A 21,962-nucleotide genomic window follows, 5' to 3' on the forward strand; every position below is an offset into this window, starting at 1 on the left:
TAAGATAACCGCAGAAATTCTTATTTCTCTTTAAAACTGGTGTGTTATCTTGGTAAAGCTTGTAGTGCCATTGTAGGAAGAGAGGAGCCAGCGCCCTATTGTGGTTTACCACATACCCGAAGCTAAATTGATCTAACGCAACGAATAACCCAAATATGTTAAAAAAATCGCCTATACTGTTGTATCACATACTATTAACCATGTTTTTAACATGGTCATTTCCTGCGATTTCTGCGCAATGGACAATCGGCGTTTTGGCTTTGCGTGGCCCCAGTTCCACACAATCTCACTGGCAACCTTTAGTCGATACGTTAAATGATTCAATTCCAGGAGAACGCTTCACTCTCCAGCCCTTAAATCTCGATGAAATGCGTGAAGCCATTTCCAACCAAAAAATTGATTTCTTACTGACTAACCCAGCACAGTTTATTCAGCTCGACAGCCGCTACCACTTACGGTGGCTACTTTCCTTGCGTTCCGATGTCGAGCCTAATAGCACCACCCGCAACGTGATTGGTAGTCTGATACTGGTACGCAATAACAGTGACATGACTGAACCTCAAAATTTGATTGGTAAAAAAGTGGGGGCGATTTCCCCCGATGCTTTTGGTGGGTATTTATTAGGCTATAAAGTGCTGCGAGATTTAGGCTATGACGCCGAAAAAGATTTTCAAATGCAGTTTTTAGGCTTCCCTGCGGATGCCCTGCTGTATGCCTTACGCGATGGTTCACTGTCAGCCGCAATCGTTCCTGTTTGTTTATTGGAAAATATGCACAGTGAAGGGCTAATTGATAAAACGCAATTCCGACCGCTTATTCAACATCCTAGTTCTCTGTCTTGCCTGACCAGCACGGAACTTTATCCCAATTGGTCATTTGCGGCCCTAAGCGAAGTGCCAGATAACCTTGTCGACAAGGTCACTAAAACCTTACTTTCAACAGATAAAAGTACTATGCGCTGGGGAGCCCCCGCCTCCGTTACCCAAGTGGAAACCCTTTTGCGGGATGTGAACCAACATCCACAGCAGCGGCAAATTTGGCAAGATATTGTCAGTTGGACAATTCAAAACCAAATTACCCTTGGCTTTGTTGCCCTATTTTTTGTCCTTCTTGGGGTGAACCACGTATGGATTGCATTTTTAGTTCGCCGCCGAAGTCGTCAATTAGAAGTGGCGCATAACCGACTGCGCCAGCAAGAGGCAGATTTACAAAAAGCTCAACGGTTGAATATTTTAGGAGAAATGGCTTCAGGATTTGCTCATGAACTCAATCAACCGTTATCGGCTATTCGGCACTATGCACAAGGGTGTATTTTGCGGCTGAATAAAGAGTCGGAAAAGCATCCTTTAATTAATGCCTTAACAAAGATTGACGACCAAGCCCAACGTGGGGCGGATATCATCCGTAATTTACGTCTTTGGGCGGGTAAGCCAGGGCAAGACCCAGCACTAATTTTAAGCCAACAATCTGTTAAACAAGCTATTAAGCATATTTGGCAACTTTTACGCGTTGACCAACATTACCCTAATGCAAAATTATTACTACCAGACACCCAAGATGTGTCGTTGGTACTGCCAGAGACCCTATTGGAGCAATTATTGTCCAACTTAGTCAGCAACAGCCTGCAAGCAGGAGCCAACACATTACACTTTGGTTTTCATTTTGCCCAAAACCGCTTTTTACTGGTCTTGCAAGATGATGCAGGGGGTATGCCTTTAGAACAACTTGAACAAGGGATAACCCCATTCGCAACCACCAAAAAAGAAGGCTTAGGGCTTGGCTTAGTGATTTGCCAGCGCTTGATTCAAAGTCAAGGTGGGGATATTCGTATTGAAAACAACCTGAGTGATGATGGATTAAACGGCTTGCGAGTCACATTAATTTTTAATTATCCCGATAATTTGCACCACTAAGCACTGTATGCCACGCAATTGATAACATTCAGATTAATTATATGTGACAATAGCTTTATTGAGCTGACTAGTATCTATCTTAATAGTCACCCTCTACACGACGAGGTATGTATTTATGCCAGTTATCCATCTAGTGGATGATGACACCGATGTGACCGACGCCTGCCAGTTTTTACTTGAAACGCTGGGCTACACTGTTACCGTTTGGAATGACAGTGAACAATTTATTCAACATGCAGCCCTTCACCAAGAGGGGGTGGTTTTGCTTGATATGCGCATGCCAAAGCTAGATGGTCGGCAAGTCCACCAATATCTGTGCGATCAGCACAGCACCTTAGCCGTGATTTTTCTATCTGGGCATGGGGATATTCCGATGGCGGTTGAGCAAGTCAAACTTGGTGCCGTGGATTTTCTACAAAAACCGATTGATAGCCAACAATTGGCAAAAACTCTTGAGCAAGCTCAACGGCAAACCACGCAATCCACCGAAAATTATCTAATTAAACAACGCTATGAAATGCTAACACCCCGCGAAAAAGAAATCTGTCGCTATGTGCTCCAAGGTTTAATTAACCGTGAAATTGCTGAAGCTACCTGTGTTTCAGTACGTACTGTTGAAGTGCATCGTTCTCGCGTGATGGAAAAAATGGCGGTGAGAAACATCGCTGAATTAATGAGTACCATGCAGTCAGTGAACTTATTAAAAAAATAATTTGATATAATTAGATTCAATTAAACCTAATTAATAAAAATTCACCATTACAGACTAAAAATAATCGGATACTAATGATACCAGCGCCTACTTTTCAAAAACACCTACTTCATCCTCGCTACTGGTTAACGTGGATAGGTGTTACTGTACTTTATCTTCTTGTTTTACTGCCTTACCCTGTTATCTATTGGATGGGGACTCGCCTAGGGTTATTATCCAAGCGCTTTCTAAAAAAACGCGTACAAATTGCCGATCGTAACCTGCAACTGTGTTTTCCAGAGATGAGTATGCAAGATAGGCAACACTATATTGATAAAAATTTCGAATCTGTCGGTATGGGATTATTTGAAACGGGTATAGCATGGTTTTGGCCTGATTGGCGCATTAAACGTTGGGTTAAGGTCGAAGGCCGTGAAAATATGTTATCTGCCCAAGAGACTGGCCGCGGGATTATCGTGCTTGGCATACATTTTCTCACCTTAGAAATAGGCGGGCGTGCTTTTGGTATGCTAAACCCAGGTATTGGGGTATATCGTGCTAACGATAATAAACTGATTGACTGGCTACAAACCCGTGGGCGTTTACGTTCAAATAAATACATGCTCGACCGTAAAGATGTCAAAGGGATGGTACGTGCTCTGAAGGACGGGGAAATTCTCTGGTATGCCCCTGATCACGATTATGGCCCACGCAATAGTACCTTCGCACCGTTGTTTGCGGTTGAAAAGGCAGCAACCACTAATGGCTCACAAATATTACTTCGCTTAGCCAACCCACTGGTTGTCCCTTTTGTCCCACGACGTTTACCCAACGGCAAAGGATATGAGCTTCTCATTCAACCTGCAGTGGATAATTTCCCTGTAGAAGACAATGTGGCAACTGCAGCGATGATGAACCAAGTCATCGAAAAAGAAATTTTGCGTGCGCCCGAGCAATATATGTGGCTACATCGCCGTTTTAAAACGCGCCCACAAGGTGAAGCATCGCTGTATGGCGACCTCGATAAAATTCATCATTAATTTATGACAAAATAGCTGTAGCCCTACCTAACAAAGAGTTTTTCCTAAATAGATGGAAAGTTTTCCCTAAATAGTCAGGCCTACAGCGAGGCGCCTAAATGAAGATATCCCAAGGAGCGTACACAAGTATGTGACCTGAGTAGCTGAGTGACGGCAACAACGCTGTCGGTCTGAATATAACAGGAAAATAAGCGGTCTGAATATAAAGGGAAAATATGACGGGAAAAGGTAATTACTGGAAAAGAAACTTATACGTCGTCTGGTTCGGCTGCTTCTTAACAGGTGCTGCCTTTAGCTTAATCATGCCTTTTCTTCCCCTTTATATTGAAGAGCTCGGCGTCAAAGACCACGCTTCGTTGAATTTATGGACCGGCGCTGTTTTCAGTATTACTTTTCTGTTTTCCGCCATCGCCGCGCCGTTCTGGGGGCGGCTATCTGACCGTAAAGGTCGTAAGTTAATGCTGCTGCGCTCTGCGCTTGGCATGGCGATTGTGATGGTCTTGATTGGCTTTGCACAAAATATCTGGCAATTATTGGCACTCAGAGCCTTACTCGGCTTGCTTGGTGGCTTTGTGCCCAATGCCAATGCGCTAATCGCCACACAAATTCCAGTGAAAAAAAGTGGCTGGGCAATGGGCGTTTTGGCCACGGGGGCTGTGAGTGGTGCGCTCATTGGCCCATTAATTGGTGGGTTCCTTGCTGACCAGTATGGTTTACGCCCCGTCTTTTTTATCACAGCAACCGTTCTATTTATCTGTTTTTTCGTCACCCTTTTTTATGTTCGCGAACGTTTCACCCCTGTTTCGCGCAAAGATGCCTTAACCAGTAAACAGGTTTTTGCCTCCCTACGGAATAAAAACTTGGTCATCAGCTTATTTTTCACCACCATGATTATTCAGGCCGCAATGGGTTCCATTAACCCTGTCATTACCCTTTATGTTCGAGAACTGTCAGACTCCCTTGAAAACCTAGCATTTGTTAGTGGAGTGATTGCATCTATTCCTGGCGTCGCCGCGTTAATCAGCGCACCAATGCTAGGTAAATTAAGTGATCGAATTGGCCCTGAAAAAGTCCTATTGGCTGTTTTAGGCACTTCAATTTTCGTGTTATTCCCGATGGGGCTCGTGAGTAGCTATTGGGAGCTAGGCTTCCTACGCTTTTTATTAGGGGCACTCAACGCCGCCTTGCTGCCAGCGGTTCAGACGCTAATTATTTATAATATTTCGCACCAAGTGACTGGCCGTATTTTCAGCTATAACCAAGCTTTGCGGGATGTGGGGAATGTAACGGGGCCGCTGATGGGGTCGTTTGTTGCAGCAACCTATGGTTTCAGAGCTGTCTTTTTCTTCACAGCTGCTTTAGTCCTTTTTAATCTTATCTATTCTTGGCTCATTATTCGACGCCAATCAGATGGCCTACGCGCTTCACCAACTGAGCAATAATTAGCCAGATAGTTTTTAACCAAAAACCTGATGCTTTATAAGCTTTATTGTTTTCTTAACGAAAAAATAATACTTTATATGATTAACCAACTGTTTAATAACAACTTAATCGATTCAAAATTCTTTCTTTTATTGTCAATGAAAATCCTGTATCTTCCCCTACCTTATCGTGAAAAATGAGAGTTATATCGACTTTTCACCTTAAAACCTCGCCTTTTACAATAAATTCATTCTGTTTATAGGCGATTCTATAATAATGTATGTTAAAAATATGTTTCCAAACTGAAAGTTAACATATCAAATAATAATCGACACTCAGGCGCTCGGCTTGGTGTTTTATATCATGCACAACCTCTCAAGAGATGATTTATGGGAGTTCACAGATGAATAATTCTGCGACTAAAACAAAAACTTTTTTCGGGCATCCATACCCGCTGAGTTCACTTTTCCTTACCGAAATGTGGGAAAGGTTCTCTTTCTACGGCGTTCGCCCGCTACTTATTCTGTTTATGAGTGCGGCACTCTTACAAGGCGGCATGGAGCTGCCAATTGAACAAGCCTCTGCTATCGTTGGTATCTTTGCAGGTGGTGTTTACATCACTTCGTTACCAGGCGGCTGGTTAGCTGATAACTGGTTAGGCCAACGCAGAGCGGTTTGGTACGGCTCATTGATCATTGCATTTGGTCACTTATCCATCGCAATGTCTGCATTTTTAACGAATACCTTCTTCTTTGTTGGTCTATTGCTGATCGTACTCGGAACGGGGCTGTTTAAAACCTGTATCACCGTGATGGTAGGTACCCTGTATAAGAAAGAAGATACACGCCGTGATGGCGGTTTCTCCCTGTTTTATATGGGTATCAATATGGGTTCATTTATTGCACCATTAATCATTGGCCCATTGCATGAAAAATACGGTTGGCATTTAGGCTTTGGCCTCGGTGGTTTAGGGATGTTAGTGGCGCTGTTAATCTTCCGCTTCTATGCTATTCCGCAAATGCGTCGTTACGACAAAGAAGTCGGCTTAGATTCCACTTGGAACCACCCGACAGTTCAACGTAAAAATGTCGGTAAATGGGTCACTTTTGCGATGGCATTGCTCGCGGTATTGGTTATCTTAATCGATAACGGCACAATCCCATTCAACGCATCAATGATCGCTAAAAGTTCTGCTTACGTGATTTCAACCTGTGTGGGCATCTACTTCCTGTTTATGTTCTTCTTTGCAGGTTTAAATAGCAGTGAACGCTCACGCTTATTAGCTTGTTTGATTTTACTGGTTGCAGCCGCGTTCTTCTGGTCAGCCTTCGAGCAAAAACCGACTTCATTTAACATTTTCGCTCGTGACTATACCGATCGCCAAATGGGTAGCTTTGAAATCCCAACCATTTGGTTCCAATCCATTAATGCTCTGTTCATTATTTTGCTAGCTCCTGTATTTAGCTGGTTCTGGCCATCCCTTGCTAAGCGCAATATGAACCCAAGCAGTATGACAAAATTTGTTATCGGTATTTTATTTGCCGCGGGCGGTTTCGCTATCATGATGGTTGCAGCAAACCAAGTATTAGCAACACAAAGTGGCGTTTCACCGTTCTGGCTAGTGGGCAGTATCTTATTACTGACTTTAGGTGAACTGTGCCTAAGCCCAATTGGTTTAGCAACAATGACCTTGCTAGCACCGCAAAAAATGCGTGGTCAGGTTATGGGGCTGTGGTTCTGTGCCAGTGCATTAGGAAACTTAGCGGCAGGTATTATGGGCGGTAACATCCGTAAAGACCAACTGGATTCCATGCCTGAATTGTTCTCCCACGTATCTATCGCGTTGGTTATCTGTGCTGTCGTATTGGCCGCACTGATTATTCCAGTAAGAAAGATGCTTAAAAATGCGGATAAAAACGAAGCCAAAGCGTAGTTATCTTCATTAACTTGAACTGCTCAATGACATATTGTTGTTGGGCAGTTTTCTTTCTTCCCATACGATTACTTAGCTTATTATTTTTTTCTAATCAGATTATACTCACTGTCTTATCTACCATAAGCCGGAATGTTAAGTATGTCCCTTTCTCTACCTGTCTACTATGTTGATGCCTTTACAGATACCTTATTTCAAGGGAATCCCGCAGCCATTGTACTACTGAATGATTGGCTACCTGATCATATGCTCATTGCCATTGCCGCGGAAATTAATTTATCGGAAACGGCATTTTTAGTCGGTCAACATATCCGCTGGTTTACCCCAAAAATGGAAGTTGCCTTATGTGGCCATGCCACTTTAGCTACGGCTTATGTCCTTAACCATGTATTACAGCAACACGCCCAGCCAATCGTCTTTAAATCACTTTCGGGAGAATTAGTGGTAACCTGCAGTGAACAAGGCCTCACTCTTGATTTTCCCATCCTTGATTCAGTTCTCAGTTCACCAATACAATTCCCTGAACTTGCTGATATTTTAGGTGTTGAAATTGCTGAGCTTTGGCTCGCCAAAGACCGCTATCTGTGTTTTCTTTCAAATAGACAGCAAATCGAAAACTGCCAACCAGACATGCAACGCCTTGCACAACTTCCTCTGCCAGGGTTAACAATTACAGCACAAAGTACTGAAGACGACTGTGACTTCGTATCACGCTATTTTGCCCCCGCCAAGGGGGTAAATGAAGACCCTGTCACTGGCACTTCACACTGTGCCATTGCCCCAATTTGGGCAGAACGATTACAAAAAACAGCATTAGTCGGAAAACAACTCTCGAAAAGAGGCGGTATAATCCACTGCGAGGTCAATAACGGCAGAGTTAAGCTAACAGGAAATGCAGCCTTATTCCTAACAGGTAAAATTCAAATTAATCAATAAACTACAAAATCTAGATTCAAGAGCGCATACTTCAACCAATATCCGCACTCACAACAATGACATTAAATGATGTTCGGCATGTGATGAGTATGACTCTTCCCTCTCTTTTGTGTTCCTTATCTCAGATTAGATAATAATTTTTTTAACATTTAATTAAAAATTTTAAATCAACGTTAAATTAGTTTACAATCATAATTATAATTAAAAATATAATTGCAATTATAAGTATTACTTATTAACGCTTTGATTAACTGTTAAAAACTCATTCTATATAAGGAACTCTATAAATGGCTATTACTAGAAGAAAATTTCTTATTGGTGGCGCGGTTGTCACTGTAGCCGCTGGTGCTGGAATTTTAACGCCAATGCTAACGCGTGAAGGTCGCTTTGTACCTGGTAAGCCAAGACATGGCTTCGTTGCAGGGACGGAAGGTGCACTACCACAACAAGCTGACGTCGTTGTTATTGGTGCTGGAATTCTAGGGATTATGACTGCTATTGAATTAGTCGGTCGAGGCTTAGATGTTGTCATCGTTGAAAAAGGCAATATCGCGGGTGAGCAATCATCCCGTTTCTACGGCCAAGTTATCACCTATAAAATGCCAGAAGAAACCTTCTTACTTCACCATCTCGGTAAACATCGCTGGAGAGAGATGAATGCCAAAGTCGGTGCTGATACCAGCTATCGCACCCAAGGCCGTGTTGAAGTCCCTCTTGACGAAGAAGACTTAGTCAACGTGAGAGAGTGGATTGATACCACCAGCAAAAATGTCGGTTCTGACATCCCATTCAAAACTCGTATTATTGAAGGTGCAGAGTTAGATCAGCGCCTAAAAGGTGCACAATCTAAATGGAGCATTGCTGGATTTGAAGAAGATTCAGGCAGTTTAGATGCTGAAATTGCGACCTTCGTGATGGCAGAGCATGCCAAAAAACTGGGGATCAAAATTTACACCAACTGCGCAGCAAGAGGGTTAGAAACTCAAGGTGGCGCAATTTCAGATGTCGTTACGGAAAAAGGGGCGATCAAAACCTCTCGTGTCGTTGTGGCTGGCGGTGTTTGGTCACGCTTGTTTATGCAGAATTTAGGGGTAGACGTCCCAACTCTGCCTGCTTATCAATCCCAACAGTTAATTTCTGGTTCACCAACAGCGCCAGGTGGTAACGTCGCATTACCAGGTAATATCTTCTTCCGTGAACAAGCTGATGGCACTTATGCAACTTCTCCACGTGTTATCGTCGCACCAGTGGTGAAAGATTCCTTCGTTTACGGCTATAAATATATCCCATTATTATCAATGCCTGATTTCCCAGTGCACATTTCGTTAAATGAGCAACTGATTAACTCATTCACAGAGCCAACTAGCTGGAAATTGAATGAAGTTTCACCGTTTGAAAAACACAGAAATATGACAGCATTACCAGACCTGCCAGAACTGAATGCATCATTTGAGAAACTAAAAACCGAATTCCCTGCATTTAAAGACTCAAAACTGATTGATCAATGGAGCGGAGCAATGGCCATCGCACCAGATGAACACCCAATTATTTCCCAAGTTAATGAATACCCGGGTCTGGTTATCAATACCGCAACAGGTTGGGGCATGACAGAAAGCCCAGTTTCGTCTGAATTAACTGCCGACTTATTGTTAGGCAAAGAACCTGCACTGAATATAAAACCATTTAGCCTGTACAGATTCAGCTAGTTTATTCGCTTCATCGCGATCACAAAAACCCTCCAAGTTGGAGGGTTTTTTATTGCCTAATATTCCTCAATCCCTTAACATTCTCGACTTAAATCAAATGGAGTGATTATGAACAAGTTATTATTAGGAATGATGATTTCGTTAGTGAGTTTCGGCGTAGTGGCAGAGAAAAACTACACCCTAGAGCAAGTTGAAAATATGATTGCTTCTGGGAAAAAACCCCAAACTGCAACGCCTACCTTAGATGGCTCGATAGCAAAAGAGGATTTTGCAACCTGTAAATCTGGCTTAAAAGAGTGGTTAGATGGTGTTGAAAATTACCCGATTACCATCGAAAAAGATGTTGATGGTAAAGATTTTTCCGCCACTATTTGGACAGAATCCAAAGCCTTTTTGGTATCTTGCGTAAAAAGTGGTGATAATGCAAAAGCCATTCGAATGAGTGCTGAATATTTAGATAACTAACTGGCTCATTTTATTCGTTTTCATTCACACCATATCGGTGTGGATGAATACATTTTTATCATCACGATAGCAAAATGTGCTCTATTTCAAAAACCTTCCAAACTGGATCGATTCACTTCTCATTTATTGCTGTAATTATTTGTGATGAGTATTACACTTAGCCTTAACATTATTAATACACTAAGTAACAACTGTAAGGCCCAACCATGAGTTCCATCGTTGATGATGTCATCGCACAAAAAATCGAACAATCCATTTCCCGCGTTTCTAAAGTTGTATTCCCGACCACAACTAACCACCATAGCACCTTATTTGGTGGTACAGCTTTAGCATGGATGGATGAAGTCTCTTTTATCACTGCAACCCGCTTTAGCCGAAAACGTTTAGTGACCGTTTCTACAGAAAAGATCAATTTTACACATCCCATTCCATCAGGCACGATTGTTGAATTAGTCGGAAAAGTCATCCGAGTCGGTAGAACCAGCTTAACGGTGAATGTATCCATCTTCTTGGAAGATATGTATTCTGAAGGCCGTGAAGAAGTTATCCATGGCCAGTTTAACTTTGTAGCCATTGATGACAATGGAAAACCAACACCCTTATTTGGTGAATAATATTTAAAATAACTGAAACAATCACCTTTTTGGTGTAAATAAAGTGTGAACCTATTTTTATTCACACTTTATTTATCTTTCTAACCTTTCATTATTTAAGTTTTCTATTTTTCATATCGTTATATCCAAAATCGTTAAATAAAGCTATTTTTCGTTTAAGTTATGATATTTTTTGGCATAATTCACCAAAAAGGATTTTCCACAAAAAATTAATTTTTACGTTATTCATAAAATGTCTATTAATATATAATTATCATAATTAGAAATACTTAGTTTAAAAAATAAAAAAACATTAATATCTTGTTACAACAATCATATAGTGTCATATTTTAACACCACAAAAATACTCCTATAAGATGTAATTTAGAATAGATATTGTAATTTACCCATTATGGACGTAGAGTATTTCAACACGCTAATTACCCTAAAAGGGTGTAACGCCTGAAAAGAATATTTATTATTTAAAACGCGATATCTGCACTATGGCATTACATATATGCTTGAAGTAGTTGGCGAGTTCAATAATTAATGTGCAAAAATACATTTTATAGCCTATAAATAATAGTAATAAACATCGATGACATAAGAAATAAAACCATGCTTAGAATTCTTTCACTTATTTTTATCTTTATTTTATCCATTAATCTCAGTGTTGCTGCGGTTCCTAAAGAAACCATCAAACGTATTGAGCAAGAAGCCCAAAAAGGCGATATTAAAGCACAAGTGATGCTTGGAATTGGTTACTACCTGGGTAATGAGCTGAAACAAGACTACGGTAAAGCCAAAAAATGGCTGACGATGGCCTCAAATAAAGGCAATTCTGATGCTCAGCTATTTTTAGGCGATATGTACCTAAATGGTAATGGTGTAGAACAAAACCTTGAAACTGCGATGGAGTTATTTGAAAAATCAGCGAATAAAGGGAATGTTGAAGCACAAAACTATATGGGGCAATTTTATTATCAAGGTATTGGGGTAAAACAAAACTATATTACCGCATTTGAGTGGTTCCAAAAATCAGCTGAGAAAAAATTTCCTCCCGCACAATATCAGCTCGGAAAGATGCTTGAGAATGGTGAAGGTACCGAAATTAATGATAAATTAGCGGCTGATTACCTAGCGCAAGCCTGTAAAGCTGGCATTAAAGAAGCGTGCTCTAAAAAATAATCCAGCCCTTTTCCTCTAGATTAAAACTTTCCTATTTTGACGAACATCACCATCATCGGTCATGTTCGTTTTTATTTTTTCTTTGCTAAAAATCTGATTGCGACTACTGGCTCACACCCCATCACCAACCAATCAGTTACTATTCTAGTATGAATAATCAATATCAAAATGTATAAGAATGTTCTAAACTTATAATATAAAAGAAAAAAGGAGAATTTATGTACAATACAATTTTAGTTCCGATCGATGTAACCGAAGATGCTCTGACCAATATGTTAGTTCCACATGTCAATTCTCTGCAAAAATTGAATAATGCTAATGTTCATTTTCTTGCGGTCACGGCCCCAATTTCTAATTATCTACGCTATGGTGGCACCATTTTACCAGGCGATTTCCCGAATGATGAAAAACAAGCTGAGATTATTCTTGCTGAGTTACAAGAGAAAATTAAGTTGTTTTCAATTCCTGCGGAAAAAGTGCATGCAAAGGCGAGTGTTGGTTCGGTTAAAGATGAAATTTTAGCCACTGCCGAAGATATTAATGCTGATATTATCTTACTGGGTTCACGTCGCCCGAGTATGACAACCTATTTATTAGGTTCAAATGCAGCATCCGTCGTACGTTACGCAAAAACAAGCGTACTGGTTGTCAGATAAGCTTTACTATCTACAATTTTTAGTAATTTTATCTTACTTTACCAATGATAAGTTTAAGCTCAATGAATGTTACAAAAACGTATAAATCCATACACTTTATAAGACTATTTCATCGCTAATTGCGGTAAATTATAGGCTCATAAACATTTTCGTGATTTTCACGCCCTGCTTTTATAGCAGGGTTTTTTTCATCTTTTTATCGGCTTTTTTCAGCCTAAACCGTTTAAACGGTACGCCATCAAAATCAACCAAACCGTCTTCGACAAATCCATAGCGCAATAACGCCGCTAGCTTAAGTCTTGTTAACGGCAAATGAATGGTTAGGGAATCAATATTCAGGGAACTAAAAGCCTTTTGGATCATTTGTACCGCAATCCGTTTGCCTTCCCCCCAAAATACTGGATGCAAAACAAGGGCTAAATCCGCATCACCGTTTTCATTTTGCAGCCCACCCCACCCCGCAAATTGTCCATCGATAACAAATGCCCAAACGCCATAACCATACTGGCTCCAATGCTGCTCTTTTCCCGCAACCCAATTTCGGCAAAATGCTTCATCAAATAGTGCATCCCCCAGAGGCATATGCTTCAATACTAATGGGTGTGTATTTAGCGCAATAATCTCAGCTGTTGGAATTTGGGGAAGTCGTAAAAACTGGATAGGCATATTTGTCACTCGATAAAATAAGATGGCTGAATTGTAAGCAGCTAAACATAAATTTCAACATGAAAAAAGCCCATTGAACATTACTGTTAATGGGCCTTAACGAGGAAGATTAAACGTTTATTGTTCCAATGCTTTCGCCATCACCTTTTGGAAATCTTCCCATGAACAATAGCCATTTTTATCAACCGGGCAATCTTTTAGCTCTAAAGTCACATGTTTTGGGGGTGTCTCAAGGGATAAATAGGCATTGTCCCTAAGTTGATCTGCAGTTTGATAAACATATTCAACTTTCATAAAGTCTTTTTTCGTTTGTTTGTCTGTCCAACGCTGGAAAACCAATTTACCGCCAATTGGCGTATGCTCGTACTGCTGTGCTAACTGATACGGTTTAAAATCCATCGCTGACATCAATGAAGCAATGTTGGAATCGTGACCCACTAAGAAAATAAATTTAGCTGTTTCCCCTTTATCTACGGATACAAAGCCTTTATCAATATAATTGAGGATTGGATGAGCCACATTTTTCGCAATAATTTTTGGCGTAAATAAGGTCTCTTGGTACGCATTTTTCAGAGTATTCAGTTTTTTCCATTTCTCAGGGGTATCCACTAGCCCCCATGCGACTTGATCTGCGGGAAAACCTTCATAATATTGTAGGTCGATAGCATCCACTGCAGAATTCGCAATTTTCAATGGGCCACTAACACCCGGCTCTTTATCTGCTTCGATAATAAAACTATTTTTTTGGCTATCGAGGTTACACAATTTATCCGTTTTGCATTTTTGAGAATCTTTAATATTCAATACGGTATCAAGTTCTTCATAACCTGCTTTTAGTGATAAACCTTTAAGATAATCATCCATTGCCGCAAGGGCTTTTTGTTTAAACTCAGGCGAGCCATTGGTAATAATCGGGTTAAAGACAGGGTCCATCTTACCAATTTCTGGCTGATGGTGGATATTCACTTTACAGCCAGGAAATGCCCCCGCTGCAAAAAACTGTGCTGTCGCTATCGTTCTTTGTAAGCTATTGGTATACAGATATATATCTTCGTTACTAGTTGGGCATAACTCATCCGCGAGTAACTTATTTTGGTCAATCCACTCTCTAAAATAATGCCCCATATACACTTCAAGCGCCCCACCTTGAGTGGTGAGATAACCGCTTTTTGCATCCCAATCCGGCCATTTTTTATCAGTCACTTCAGTGAGAATACCTGTATTAACTATTGGTGTTCGTAAATTGTGGCGGCTTAGGACTAAAACTTGGTCTAAAACCATATCTGCTTGATTGTCGGTACTTGCCATGGTTGGTGCAATCGGTGCAAATAAGGCCGCAGATAAACATAGCGTTAACACTTTGTATTTCATTAAGATACCCCTACCAATATGGAAAAGTGAAAAGACGTTAAACCGCCCCAATAATCTAAACTTATCTCATAATGACAAAGTTGACTTTTTTTTCTGAGATTAATATCTCAAAACTAGCCTTAACTAAAATTAAAATCAGACATTGACATTACAGGTCTGCAATTTAAGATTGCAGCATTATTTTAGGGAGACAAGATAATGATAGTCCAAGCTGCCACGCGTGCACATGATGATGAAATAATTCGAATTTGGGAGGCTTCTGTTAGAGCCACTCACGATTTTTTACCTGAAGAAAAAATTGACGAACTCAAAGTAGCAATTAAACAGCTATATTTGCCAAACTTAGCTGTATTTGTCGCCTTTAATGATACAGGTAAAATGGTGGGCTTTCTTGGTTACGCTGAAAATCGCCTTGAAATGCTATTTATCTCCCCAGAAAACCGCGGGCAAGGGACAGGGAAGAAGCTCCTACAATACGCCATTGAAAAATGGGGTATCACAGAGCTTGATGTGAATGAGCAAAATCCACAAGCTGTTGGATTTTATGAACATATGGGGTTTGTACAATATGACCGTTCAGAGTTAGATGGTGAAGGAAACCCTTTTCCACTCTTACATATGCGTTTAAAAATAGCGTAGTAGCATGAACATTCTCGAATTAGAGACCCCGCGATTACGCCTTCGCAAGTGGCAAGAGGAAGATAGCGCCGTGTTTTATGCGCTCAATAGCAACCCTGACGTGATGCGCTACTTTCCTGCCATATTAGATGAGCAACAAAGCCAACAGTTTTTAGAAACCATCATCACAAAATTTAGCCAACAAGGTGGCTGGGGGTTATGGGCTGCCGAATTAAAAGAAACCAGTGCATTTATTGGCTTTCTTGGCTTAAATATTCCCGCCGCTAACCTGCCCTTTTCCCCCTGCGTTGAAATTGGTTGGCGTTTGCTTCCTGATTATTGGCATCAAGGCTTTGCTTCTGAAGGGGCGAAAGCCGTTATTCGGCTGGCGTTTACCCAGTTAAAACTTAAAGAGTTAGTTGCATTTACCGCAGTTCCCAACATTCCATCAGAATCGGTAATGAAACGCCTTGGCATGATAAAACAGCCTGATAACTTTTATCACCCTGCGCTCCCTGATGGTCATTGGCTACAAGAACATGTGTTGTATCGCATTAAAGCGAGCGATTACCGTAATTAAAATGCCACCAAAACAATCCCCACAAAAAAGCCATCACACTGTGATGGCTTCAGGTTGCTTAGCTTATACGTAAATTACTTTTTACTTTCCGCTTCTGCTTTAGCTTCTTTCGCTTCAACATCACGATACCAGCGTGGGTGGTGTTTCTTCGCCCAACGACGGCTCACTTTGCCTTCGATCATGCCTTTAATCGAGCCTTTAACCCAGAATGCCATATACATATGGATTAAGATTGCGTGGATTAAAATAATCGCGGCTGCTGCATGAATAAGCAGGCTCCAACGGATCATCCACATCGGGAACATATCCGCAAAGTAAGGACGCCAAATGATAATCCCAGTCACTAAGAGTACGAAAATCATACTCATAATACTCCAGAACATCATTTTTTGGCCTGCGTTATATTTGCCAACATCCGCAACTTCGTGCTCGTTACCTTTGAGGACTTCTACAATATTCTTGATCCAAGGTAAGTCCTTTTTATCTGGAATATTGTGTTTCACAAAGCGCACAAACATAAACATCAGTACGACAAAAATCAACACACCAAAGAATGGGTGAAGAATACGCCCCATTTGTGGTGTACCGAAAGTTTCCGTCAGCCATTTCAGTGTTGGGAAAAACAGTGCAATACCTGACAACGCAACCAAGAAGAAGCTGATGACCACTGTCCAGTGGCAAGCACGGTCAATAAATTTTGTCCGTACAATCATTTTGCTTTTTTTACTCATGGTTATCGTCCTCCTCTTCATCACTCACTTCTTTGTTCGGGCCAATTCCCACATAGTGGAAGATTAATCCCGCAAAGGTTGCAATAAAGCCAATTGCAGAAAGTGGTTTCAGAACGCCTTTCCACAGATTAATTGGGGTATCAATTTGTGGATCTTCAGGCAGTCCGTGATAAAGCTGGGGTTTATCCGCATGATGCAACACATAAACAACGTGTGTTCCACCGACGCCTTCAGGGTCATAAATACCCGCTTGGGCGTAACCACGATTTTTCAGTTTCGTGACGCGCTCTGCGCCGTATTCCAGCATTTCGGCTTTTGTACCAAAACGAATAGCCCCTGTCGGACACGTTTTCACACAAGCAGGTTCTTGACCAACACTGACTCTATCAACGCACAAAGTACATTTGTACACACGATTATCTTTCGGATTCAATCGTGGAATGTTGAATGGACAACCCGCGATACAGTAGCCACAACCAATACAGTGCTCTGATTGGAAATCCACAATACCATTAGCGTACTGAATGATTGCACCTGCAGATGGGCACGATTTCAAACAGCCTGGGTCGGTACAGTGCATACAGCCATCTTTACGGATCAGCCACTCTAACTTGCCCATTTCCGTGGTTTCGCTAAAACGCATCACCGTCCACGATTTGGCACTTAAATCCGTAGGGTTATCGTAAACCCCTACGCAGTGGCCCACTTCGTCACGAATATCATTCCACTCAGAACATGCCACCTGACAAGCTTTACAGCCAATACAGGATGACACATCAATAAGCTTACACACTTCCAGCTTATCATCACGCGCCTGCGGCGGAGGCGTAATGCTATTGGTCGCGGAACGTTTAATAATGTCTTGAGATTGCATGGACATGTTCCCTCCCTTACGCCTTCTCAATGTTAACTAAGAATGCCTTATACTCAGGAGTCTGAGAGTTAGCATCGCCCACAGATGGCGTTAACGTATTGGTAATGAAACCTTTTTGTGTTGCGCCTTCAAAGCCCCAGTGAATTGGCAGACCAACAGTTTCAATCGGTTTGCCATCAACCATCAGGGTTTGCAATCGTGGTGTCACCACAGCGACCGCTTTGATAAAGCCGCGTTTACTGCTGACTTTGACTTTATCACCCAATGCAATTCCCTTCGCTTTCGCTAAGGTTTCACTGATTTCCACAAATTGCTCTGGTTGAGCAATCGCGTTTAAGCGAGCGTGTTTTGTCCACGTATGAAAGTGCTCAGTCAAACGATATGTGGTTCCTACATAAGGGAAATCTTTGTGATCACCAAGACGCTTCTTGTCTTCATCAAAAATTCGCGCAGCAGGGTTAGACACCACATTTGGATGCAATGGGTTTGTACCTAATGGCGTTTCAAACGGCTCATAGTGCTCAGGGAATGGCCCTTCAGCCATCTTATCGATAGCAAATAAACGCCCTAACCCTTCAGGTTGCATGATAAATGGACCTGTTCCTACTTCTGGCGCAGAAGCGTTAAAGTCAGGAATATCGTTACCTACCCATTTTTTACCGTTCCATTCGATAAGCACACGGTCTTTATTCCATGGTTTACCTTTGGTATCACAAGATGCTCGGTTATAAATCACACGGCGGTTCAGAGGCCATGCCCATGCCCAACCTAGTGTATTACCGATACCTGATGGGTCGCTGTTATCACGGTTCGCCATTTGGTTGCCCTTTTCTGTCCAGCAACCAGTGTAAATCCAACAAGACGAAGCGGTTGTACCGTCATCACGCAGCAATGCAAAAGAACTGAGTAACTCGCCTTTTTTCGCCTGAAGATTGCCATCCGCATCATAGAGGTCAGCCAGTGCAATACCGTTGTTCTCTTTCGCCACTTCTTCTGATTCAGGGTGGAATTGCTGTTTGTAATTCCATTTCATCTGCATCAGAGGTTCTTGGCCTTGGCCGCCCTCTTTTTCATACATTTCACGGATTTTATACAAAATACCCGTTAAGATTTGGCCATCATTACGCGCTTCACCTGGGCCATCCGCAGCCTGCCAGTGCCATTGTAACCAACGGCCTGAGTTAGCGATTGAACCATCTTCTTCCGCAAAACAGGTTGATGGTAAACGGAACACTTCAGTTTGAATTGAAGCGGTATCGACGTCATTCATCTCACCGTGGTTTTGCCAGAAATTTGCTGTTTCTGTGACCAGAGGATCAACAACCACTAAATATTTCAGCTTGCTCAGGCAACTAACCACTTTATTTTTGTCTGGGAAAGACGCAACTGGGTTAAAGCCTTGGCAGATGTAACCCGTCACTTCGTTACGGCTCATCATGTCAAAATACTTCATCACATCATAAGCTTGGTCCCATTTAGGTAACCAATCGAAGCCCCACTGGTTATCTGCTTGTGCAGAATCACCGTAGAACGATTTCATCAAACTGACGAAGAATTTAGGGTAATTACTCCAGTAGTTCACCTGATTCGGTAATGTCGCTTTTGGCGTGTTCGCCGTCAGATAATTATCGACAGTAAGATGTTTTTCTGAAGGTAATGTCAGGTAACCTGGCAAACTGGTAGATAACAGGCCTAAGTCTGTCAAACCTTGAATATTTGAGTGACCACGCAATGCGTTCACACCACCACCAGCAACCCCCATATTACCAAGCAGTAATTGGATCATTGCCATGGTACGGATGTTTTGCGCACCTACGGTATGTTGTGTCCAACCTAAGGCATACAGGAACGTACCTGCTTTATCAGAAGCGCTGGTCGTCGCGAGAATTTCGCAAACTTTTAAGAAATCGGCTTGTGAAGTACCACAAATTTTTTCAACCATCTCAGGCGTATAGCGTGAGACGTGCTTGCGAAGTAAATTCCAAACACAACGTGGGTCTTGTAATGTGTCATCGCGCAGTGCGTGACCATTTTCATCAAATTTGTAGTTCCAGCTGGTTTTGTCATAACTGCGTTTGTCAGCGTTATAGCCACTAAATAGACCATCTTCAAAGTCAAAATCATCTCTGACAATTAACGCCGCATTGGTGTAGTTCTGAACGTATTCAGCATTGATTTTATTATTTTCAATTAGATACAGTAAAACGCCCGATAAGAAAGTAATATCGGTGCCTGAACGAATTGGCACATAATGGTCTGCGACTGATGCGGTACGCGTAAAACGCGGATCGATAACAATCAGTGTTGCATCATTATTATTTTTTGCTTCAATTGCCCAGCGGAACCCAACAGGGTGAGCTTCCGCAGCGTTACCGCCCATTACGACGACAACATCCGCATTTTTAATATCAACCCAATGGTTGGTCATCGCACCGCGACCAAATGTTGGAGCAAGACTTGCTACCGTTGGTCCGTGTCAGACACGCGCTTGGTTATCAACCGCCAGCATACCTAGCGATCGTGCGAATTTTTGGGTCAACATTCCCGTTTCGTTACTTGCAGCAGATGCACATAACATCCCTGTGGATAACCAACGGTTTACTGTTGTTCCTTGTTCATTTTTTTCAATGAAGTTTGCGTCGCGGTCATCTTTCATTAATCGCGCAATACGCGTGAAAGCATCATCCCAGCTAATACGTTCCCATTTATCAGAGCCTGGCGCTCTATATTCTGGGTAACGTAAACGATTTTCACTGTGAATGTAATCTAGCAGGCCAGCCCCTTTAGGACATAAAGCACCACGGTTTACAGGGTGGTCGGAGTCTCCTTCGACGTGGAAGATCGCGGATTTAGCATTCATGGCACCATCGCCCATGCTATACATTAATAATCCACAACCGACAGAACAGTAAGTACAAGTATTACGCGTCTCTTTAGAACGTAGTAATTTATATTCACGTACATTAGCTATTGCCATTCCAGGCATAAAACCTAACGCAGCTACAGTTGTACCTGCCATCCCGCCAGCACAGATTTTAAAAAACTTTCTGCGACTAACGTTCATTGCTACCTCTTTATATTTTTTGTATAAATCGGTGAGAGAATAGCAGCCTAATATGATTAGATATTGCCTAAAATCAATTAAAGTGAAAATAAAAGTTTAATTAATATTAACTGAGTAGTTAAACAACAATTAAAATTACCACCAATAGGGTATTTATTGTTAAATTGATTTGGATCAATTGTTACAATCGAAAACCTTTAAGTTAAATAAATTTTATTTGGCGTTTTTTGAAATCTACATTTCAACATAATAATTATAATTTACAAAAACAATCAGTTTTAAGGTAAATTATGCCACTTAACGTAAATACTTAAATTTCAATACTATCAAATAGTAAAATAAAAAACATAAATCCACTATAAAATAATGCTTCGAGTTTCATCAGTCATCTCCATAATGTGGAGAGCAGCCAAAAACCCTTCGATTTATTAAGTACTAGTCAACAAAAAATAGCAATTAATCAGGAACGTGATGAATTGAAAAATAAGATTCAGCATGACATAAAAAAAGCGGCTATTTACGGTATTAGTAAACATCAATTAGAATGTGCTGACTACATGAGAGCTGTTAATAAAGAAGTACAAACCATCATGATAGGCAGTTTAAATCAAAGTATTGGCCTAAATAAAATGAATGTTTACCCATTATGTAGTGTATATGGCGAGCTGGACGAACAGTTAAATGCTTTTGTTAACGCGCTAGAAAACCGCTCAACGGTGGACGCTGATTGGGCCCTAAAATTATATCCTCCTTTCATTAAGCAATGGCAAGTTACGCTAGCGAATAACAAGCATAAAATCGATATATTTCAATATTTAACTAAAAAGAGTAATACACAGGAACAACTCAAAGAATTAAAAAAACTTATCATAAAAAATACATCACCAGAAACTGATAGCAACAAACTGTACAATTTTATTAAAAATAAGATATTACCGTGTCAATCCCTATCAGAATTTCGAGCGAAGTTACAAGGTCTATATCAAACTAACAAGAAGGATATAGATTGGAATTCATCTGGCTTATTTAATTTAATTGAAAACCATTTTTTTAGAAATACAAGTAAAATCGGATTGAATTTCTTTCTTCAACACCACCACTCAATCATTCTCACTTGGAACCAAAATGATGAAAAAGATTTTTTACTCAGTGACATCAATCAAAAAAATTTCAAACATGGTTTTAGACGGCTATATAATAATAAAGAGTGCATAGAACCCATCACTTTTTCAGAGATCAGGCATCTTGAACGAAATAAAAGCCAGTTTTCAAATAACATCATTAGAATACTATTACATAGTGATAGCGCTATGATATCGAAGGGTTTTGATGATAAGTGGTTTGAATACAAAGACAGCGAAATGATTGAGCAGTAATCTAAAAGAAAAGAACGAGAAAAGTTAGTACTCAGGCTGCATGTTGTCAATAACTAAACAAAACATATATAGCCACATTATTAAAACTAGCATTCCTATATTTTTACATTATTATACACCGTATAATTAATTCTGGAGG

19 protein-coding genes are annotated in these 21,962 nt (G+C 40.9%); 14 read left to right on the top strand and 5 right to left on the bottom strand.

Annotated elements, in window-relative coordinates; translation table 11 throughout:
• Positions 1-155 precede the first annotated feature (155 nt).
• The 11 genes from ttrS (at position 156) to AABS66_RS08210 (ending at position 12,543) form a co-directional block, all read left to right on the top strand.
• Positions 156-1,913, top strand: coding sequence for a tetrathionate respiration histidine kinase TtrS (gene ttrS, locus AABS66_RS08160; RefSeq protein WP_206086721.1), 1,758 nt, complete (start codon positions 156-158; stop codon positions 1,911-1,913).
• A gap of 115 nt (positions 1,914-2,028) precedes the next feature.
• Positions 2,029-2,625: a tetrathionate respiration response regulator TtrR gene (gene ttrR, locus AABS66_RS08165; RefSeq protein WP_206086720.1), complete on the top strand. Its 597-nt coding sequence runs from the start codon at positions 2,029-2,031 to the stop codon at positions 2,623-2,625.
• A gap of 74 nt (positions 2,626-2,699) precedes the next feature.
• A complete protein-coding gene (locus tag AABS66_RS08170; protein WP_206086719.1) occupies positions 2,700-3,644 on the top strand; it encodes a Kdo(2)-lipid IV(A) acyltransferase in 945 nt (314 codons plus the stop codon).
• Positions 3,645-3,859: 215 nt separating this feature from the next.
• The gene (gene mdtG / locus AABS66_RS08175) at positions 3,860-5,086 is read left to right on the top strand and encodes a multidrug efflux MFS transporter MdtG (RefSeq protein ID WP_206086718.1); all 1,227 of its coding nucleotides are present in this window, start codon (positions 3,860-3,862) and stop codon (positions 5,084-5,086) included.
• A gap of 383 nt (positions 5,087-5,469) precedes the next feature.
• Positions 5,470-6,999 (top strand): peptide MFS transporter, encoded by a 1,530-nt coding sequence (locus AABS66_RS08180; protein ID WP_206086717.1) that lies wholly within the window; start codon positions 5,470-5,472, stop codon positions 6,997-6,999.
• Positions 7,000-7,140: 141 nt separating this feature from the next.
• Positions 7,141-7,935, top strand: coding sequence for a PhzF family phenazine biosynthesis protein (locus AABS66_RS08185; protein WP_430224757.1), 795 nt, complete (start codon positions 7,141-7,143; stop codon positions 7,933-7,935).
• A gap of 287 nt (positions 7,936-8,222) precedes the next feature.
• A complete protein-coding gene (locus AABS66_RS08190) occupies positions 8,223-9,641 on the top strand; it encodes an FAD-dependent oxidoreductase (RefSeq protein ID WP_430224758.1) in 1,419 nt (472 codons plus the stop codon).
• Between the two features lie 108 nt (positions 9,642-9,749).
• Complete coding sequence (locus AABS66_RS08195) at positions 9,750-10,106, top strand: hypothetical protein (RefSeq protein ID WP_272538704.1); 357 nt, start codon at positions 9,750-9,752, stop codon at positions 10,104-10,106.
• Between the two features lie 206 nt (positions 10,107-10,312).
• Positions 10,313-10,720, top strand: a complete 408-nt coding sequence (locus tag AABS66_RS08200; protein ID WP_206086713.1) for an acyl-CoA thioesterase — start codon at positions 10,313-10,315, stop codon at positions 10,718-10,720.
• 597 nt (positions 10,721-11,317) lie between these two features.
• Positions 11,318-11,887: a tetratricopeptide repeat protein gene (locus AABS66_RS08205; protein WP_206086712.1), complete on the top strand. Its 570-nt coding sequence runs from the start codon at positions 11,318-11,320 to the stop codon at positions 11,885-11,887.
• Between the two features lie 218 nt (positions 11,888-12,105).
• Positions 12,106-12,543 carry a universal stress protein gene (locus AABS66_RS08210; RefSeq protein WP_206086711.1) on the top strand — a complete coding sequence of 146 codons (438 nt, stop codon included), beginning with the start codon at positions 12,106-12,108 and terminating at the stop codon, positions 12,541-12,543.
• 171 nt (positions 12,544-12,714) lie between these two features.
• On the opposite strand, the gene AABS66_RS08215 is transcribed toward AABS66_RS08210, so the two are convergent.
• Positions 12,715-13,209 (bottom strand): GNAT family N-acetyltransferase, encoded by a 495-nt coding sequence (locus AABS66_RS08215; protein ID WP_206086710.1) that lies wholly within the window; start codon positions 13,207-13,209, stop codon positions 12,715-12,717.
• 117 nt (positions 13,210-13,326) lie between these two features.
• Positions 13,327-14,580, bottom strand: coding sequence for a bifunctional glucose-1-phosphatase/inositol phosphatase (agp, locus tag AABS66_RS08220; RefSeq protein ID WP_206086709.1), 1,254 nt, complete (start codon positions 14,578-14,580; stop codon positions 13,327-13,329).
• Between the two features lie 198 nt (positions 14,581-14,778).
• On the opposite strand from agp, the gene AABS66_RS08225 reads away from it, so the two are divergent.
• Positions 14,779-15,219, top strand: a complete 441-nt coding sequence (locus tag AABS66_RS08225) for a GNAT family N-acetyltransferase (RefSeq protein ID WP_206086708.1) — start codon at positions 14,779-14,781, stop codon at positions 15,217-15,219.
• Between the two features lie 4 nt (positions 15,220-15,223).
• Positions 15,224-15,778, top strand: a complete 555-nt coding sequence (locus tag AABS66_RS08230) for a GNAT family N-acetyltransferase (RefSeq protein WP_206086707.1) — start codon at positions 15,224-15,226, stop codon at positions 15,776-15,778.
• A gap of 74 nt (positions 15,779-15,852) precedes the next feature.
• Here AABS66_RS08230 and fdnI read toward each other — a convergent pair whose 3' ends face one another.
• Genes fdnI through fdnG form a run of 3 tightly spaced genes read right to left on the bottom strand, consistent with a single transcriptional unit; the run spans position 15,853 to position 20,447 of the window.
• On the bottom strand, positions 15,853-16,509 hold the full coding sequence (fdnI, locus tag AABS66_RS08235; RefSeq protein ID WP_206086706.1) for a formate dehydrogenase-N subunit gamma: 657 nt from the start codon (positions 16,507-16,509) through the stop codon (positions 15,853-15,855).
• Positions 16,502-17,389, bottom strand: a complete 888-nt coding sequence (gene fdxH, locus AABS66_RS08240) for a formate dehydrogenase subunit beta (protein WP_206086705.1) — start codon at positions 17,387-17,389, stop codon at positions 16,502-16,504. The genes fdnI and fdxH overlap by 8 nt, the downstream gene beginning before the upstream one ends.
• Before the next feature lie 10 nt (positions 17,390-17,399).
• Positions 17,400-20,447 carry a formate dehydrogenase-N subunit alpha gene (gene fdnG / locus AABS66_RS08245; protein WP_206086704.1) on the bottom strand — a complete coding sequence of 1,016 codons (3,048 nt, stop codon included), beginning with the start codon at positions 20,445-20,447 and terminating at the stop codon, positions 17,400-17,402.
• Positions 20,448-20,845: 398 nt separating this feature from the next.
• Here fdnG and AABS66_RS08250 point away from each other — a divergent pair, with 398 nt between their 5' ends.
• Positions 20,846-21,823 carry a hypothetical protein gene (locus AABS66_RS08250; RefSeq protein ID WP_430224759.1) on the top strand — a complete coding sequence of 326 codons (978 nt, stop codon included), beginning with the start codon at positions 20,846-20,848 and terminating at the stop codon, positions 21,821-21,823.
• Positions 21,824-21,962 lie beyond the last annotated feature (139 nt).

It is taken from the genome of Providencia sp. SP181 (genome assembly GCF_050446505.1).
Lineage (GTDB): Bacteria > Pseudomonadota > Gammaproteobacteria > Enterobacterales > Enterobacteriaceae > Providencia > Providencia vermicola.

Bases quoted from the DNA above. Each gene is read 5' to 3' on its own strand.
- ttrS (WP_206086721.1), top strand. From the start codon at position 156: ATGTTAAAAAAATCGCCTATACTGTTGTATCACATACTATTAACCATG.
- ttrR (WP_206086720.1), top strand. From the start codon at position 2,029: ATGCCAGTTATCCATCTAGTGGATGATGACACCGATGTGACCGACGCC.
- AABS66_RS08170 (WP_206086719.1), top strand. From the start codon at position 2,700: ATGATACCAGCGCCTACTTTTCAAAAACACCTACTTCATCCTCGCTAC.
- mdtG (WP_206086718.1), top strand. From the start codon at position 3,860: ATGACGGGAAAAGGTAATTACTGGAAAAGAAACTTATACGTCGTCTGG.
- AABS66_RS08180 (WP_206086717.1), top strand. From the start codon at position 5,470: ATGAATAATTCTGCGACTAAAACAAAAACTTTTTTCGGGCATCCATAC.
- AABS66_RS08185 (WP_430224757.1), top strand. From the start codon at position 7,141: ATGTCCCTTTCTCTACCTGTCTACTATGTTGATGCCTTTACAGATACC.
- AABS66_RS08190 (WP_430224758.1), top strand. From the start codon at position 8,223: ATGGCTATTACTAGAAGAAAATTTCTTATTGGTGGCGCGGTTGTCACT.
- AABS66_RS08195 (WP_272538704.1), top strand. From the start codon at position 9,750: ATGAACAAGTTATTATTAGGAATGATGATTTCGTTAGTGAGTTTCGGC.
- AABS66_RS08200 (WP_206086713.1), top strand. From the start codon at position 10,313: ATGAGTTCCATCGTTGATGATGTCATCGCACAAAAAATCGAACAATCC.
- AABS66_RS08205 (WP_206086712.1), top strand. From the start codon at position 11,318: ATGCTTAGAATTCTTTCACTTATTTTTATCTTTATTTTATCCATTAAT.
- AABS66_RS08210 (WP_206086711.1), top strand. From the start codon at position 12,106: ATGTACAATACAATTTTAGTTCCGATCGATGTAACCGAAGATGCTCTG.
- AABS66_RS08215 (WP_206086710.1), bottom strand. From the start codon at position 13,209: ATGCCTATCCAGTTTTTACGACTTCCCCAAATTCCAACAGCTGAGATT.
- agp (WP_206086709.1), bottom strand. From the start codon at position 14,580: ATGAAATACAAAGTGTTAACGCTATGTTTATCTGCGGCCTTATTTGCA.
- AABS66_RS08225 (WP_206086708.1), top strand. From the start codon at position 14,779: ATGATAGTCCAAGCTGCCACGCGTGCACATGATGATGAAATAATTCGA.
- AABS66_RS08230 (WP_206086707.1), top strand. From the start codon at position 15,224: ATGAACATTCTCGAATTAGAGACCCCGCGATTACGCCTTCGCAAGTGG.
- fdnI (WP_206086706.1), bottom strand. From the start codon at position 16,509: ATGAGTAAAAAAAGCAAAATGATTGTACGGACAAAATTTATTGACCGT.
- fdxH (WP_206086705.1), bottom strand. From the start codon at position 17,389: ATGTCCATGCAATCTCAAGACATTATTAAACGTTCCGCGACCAATAGC.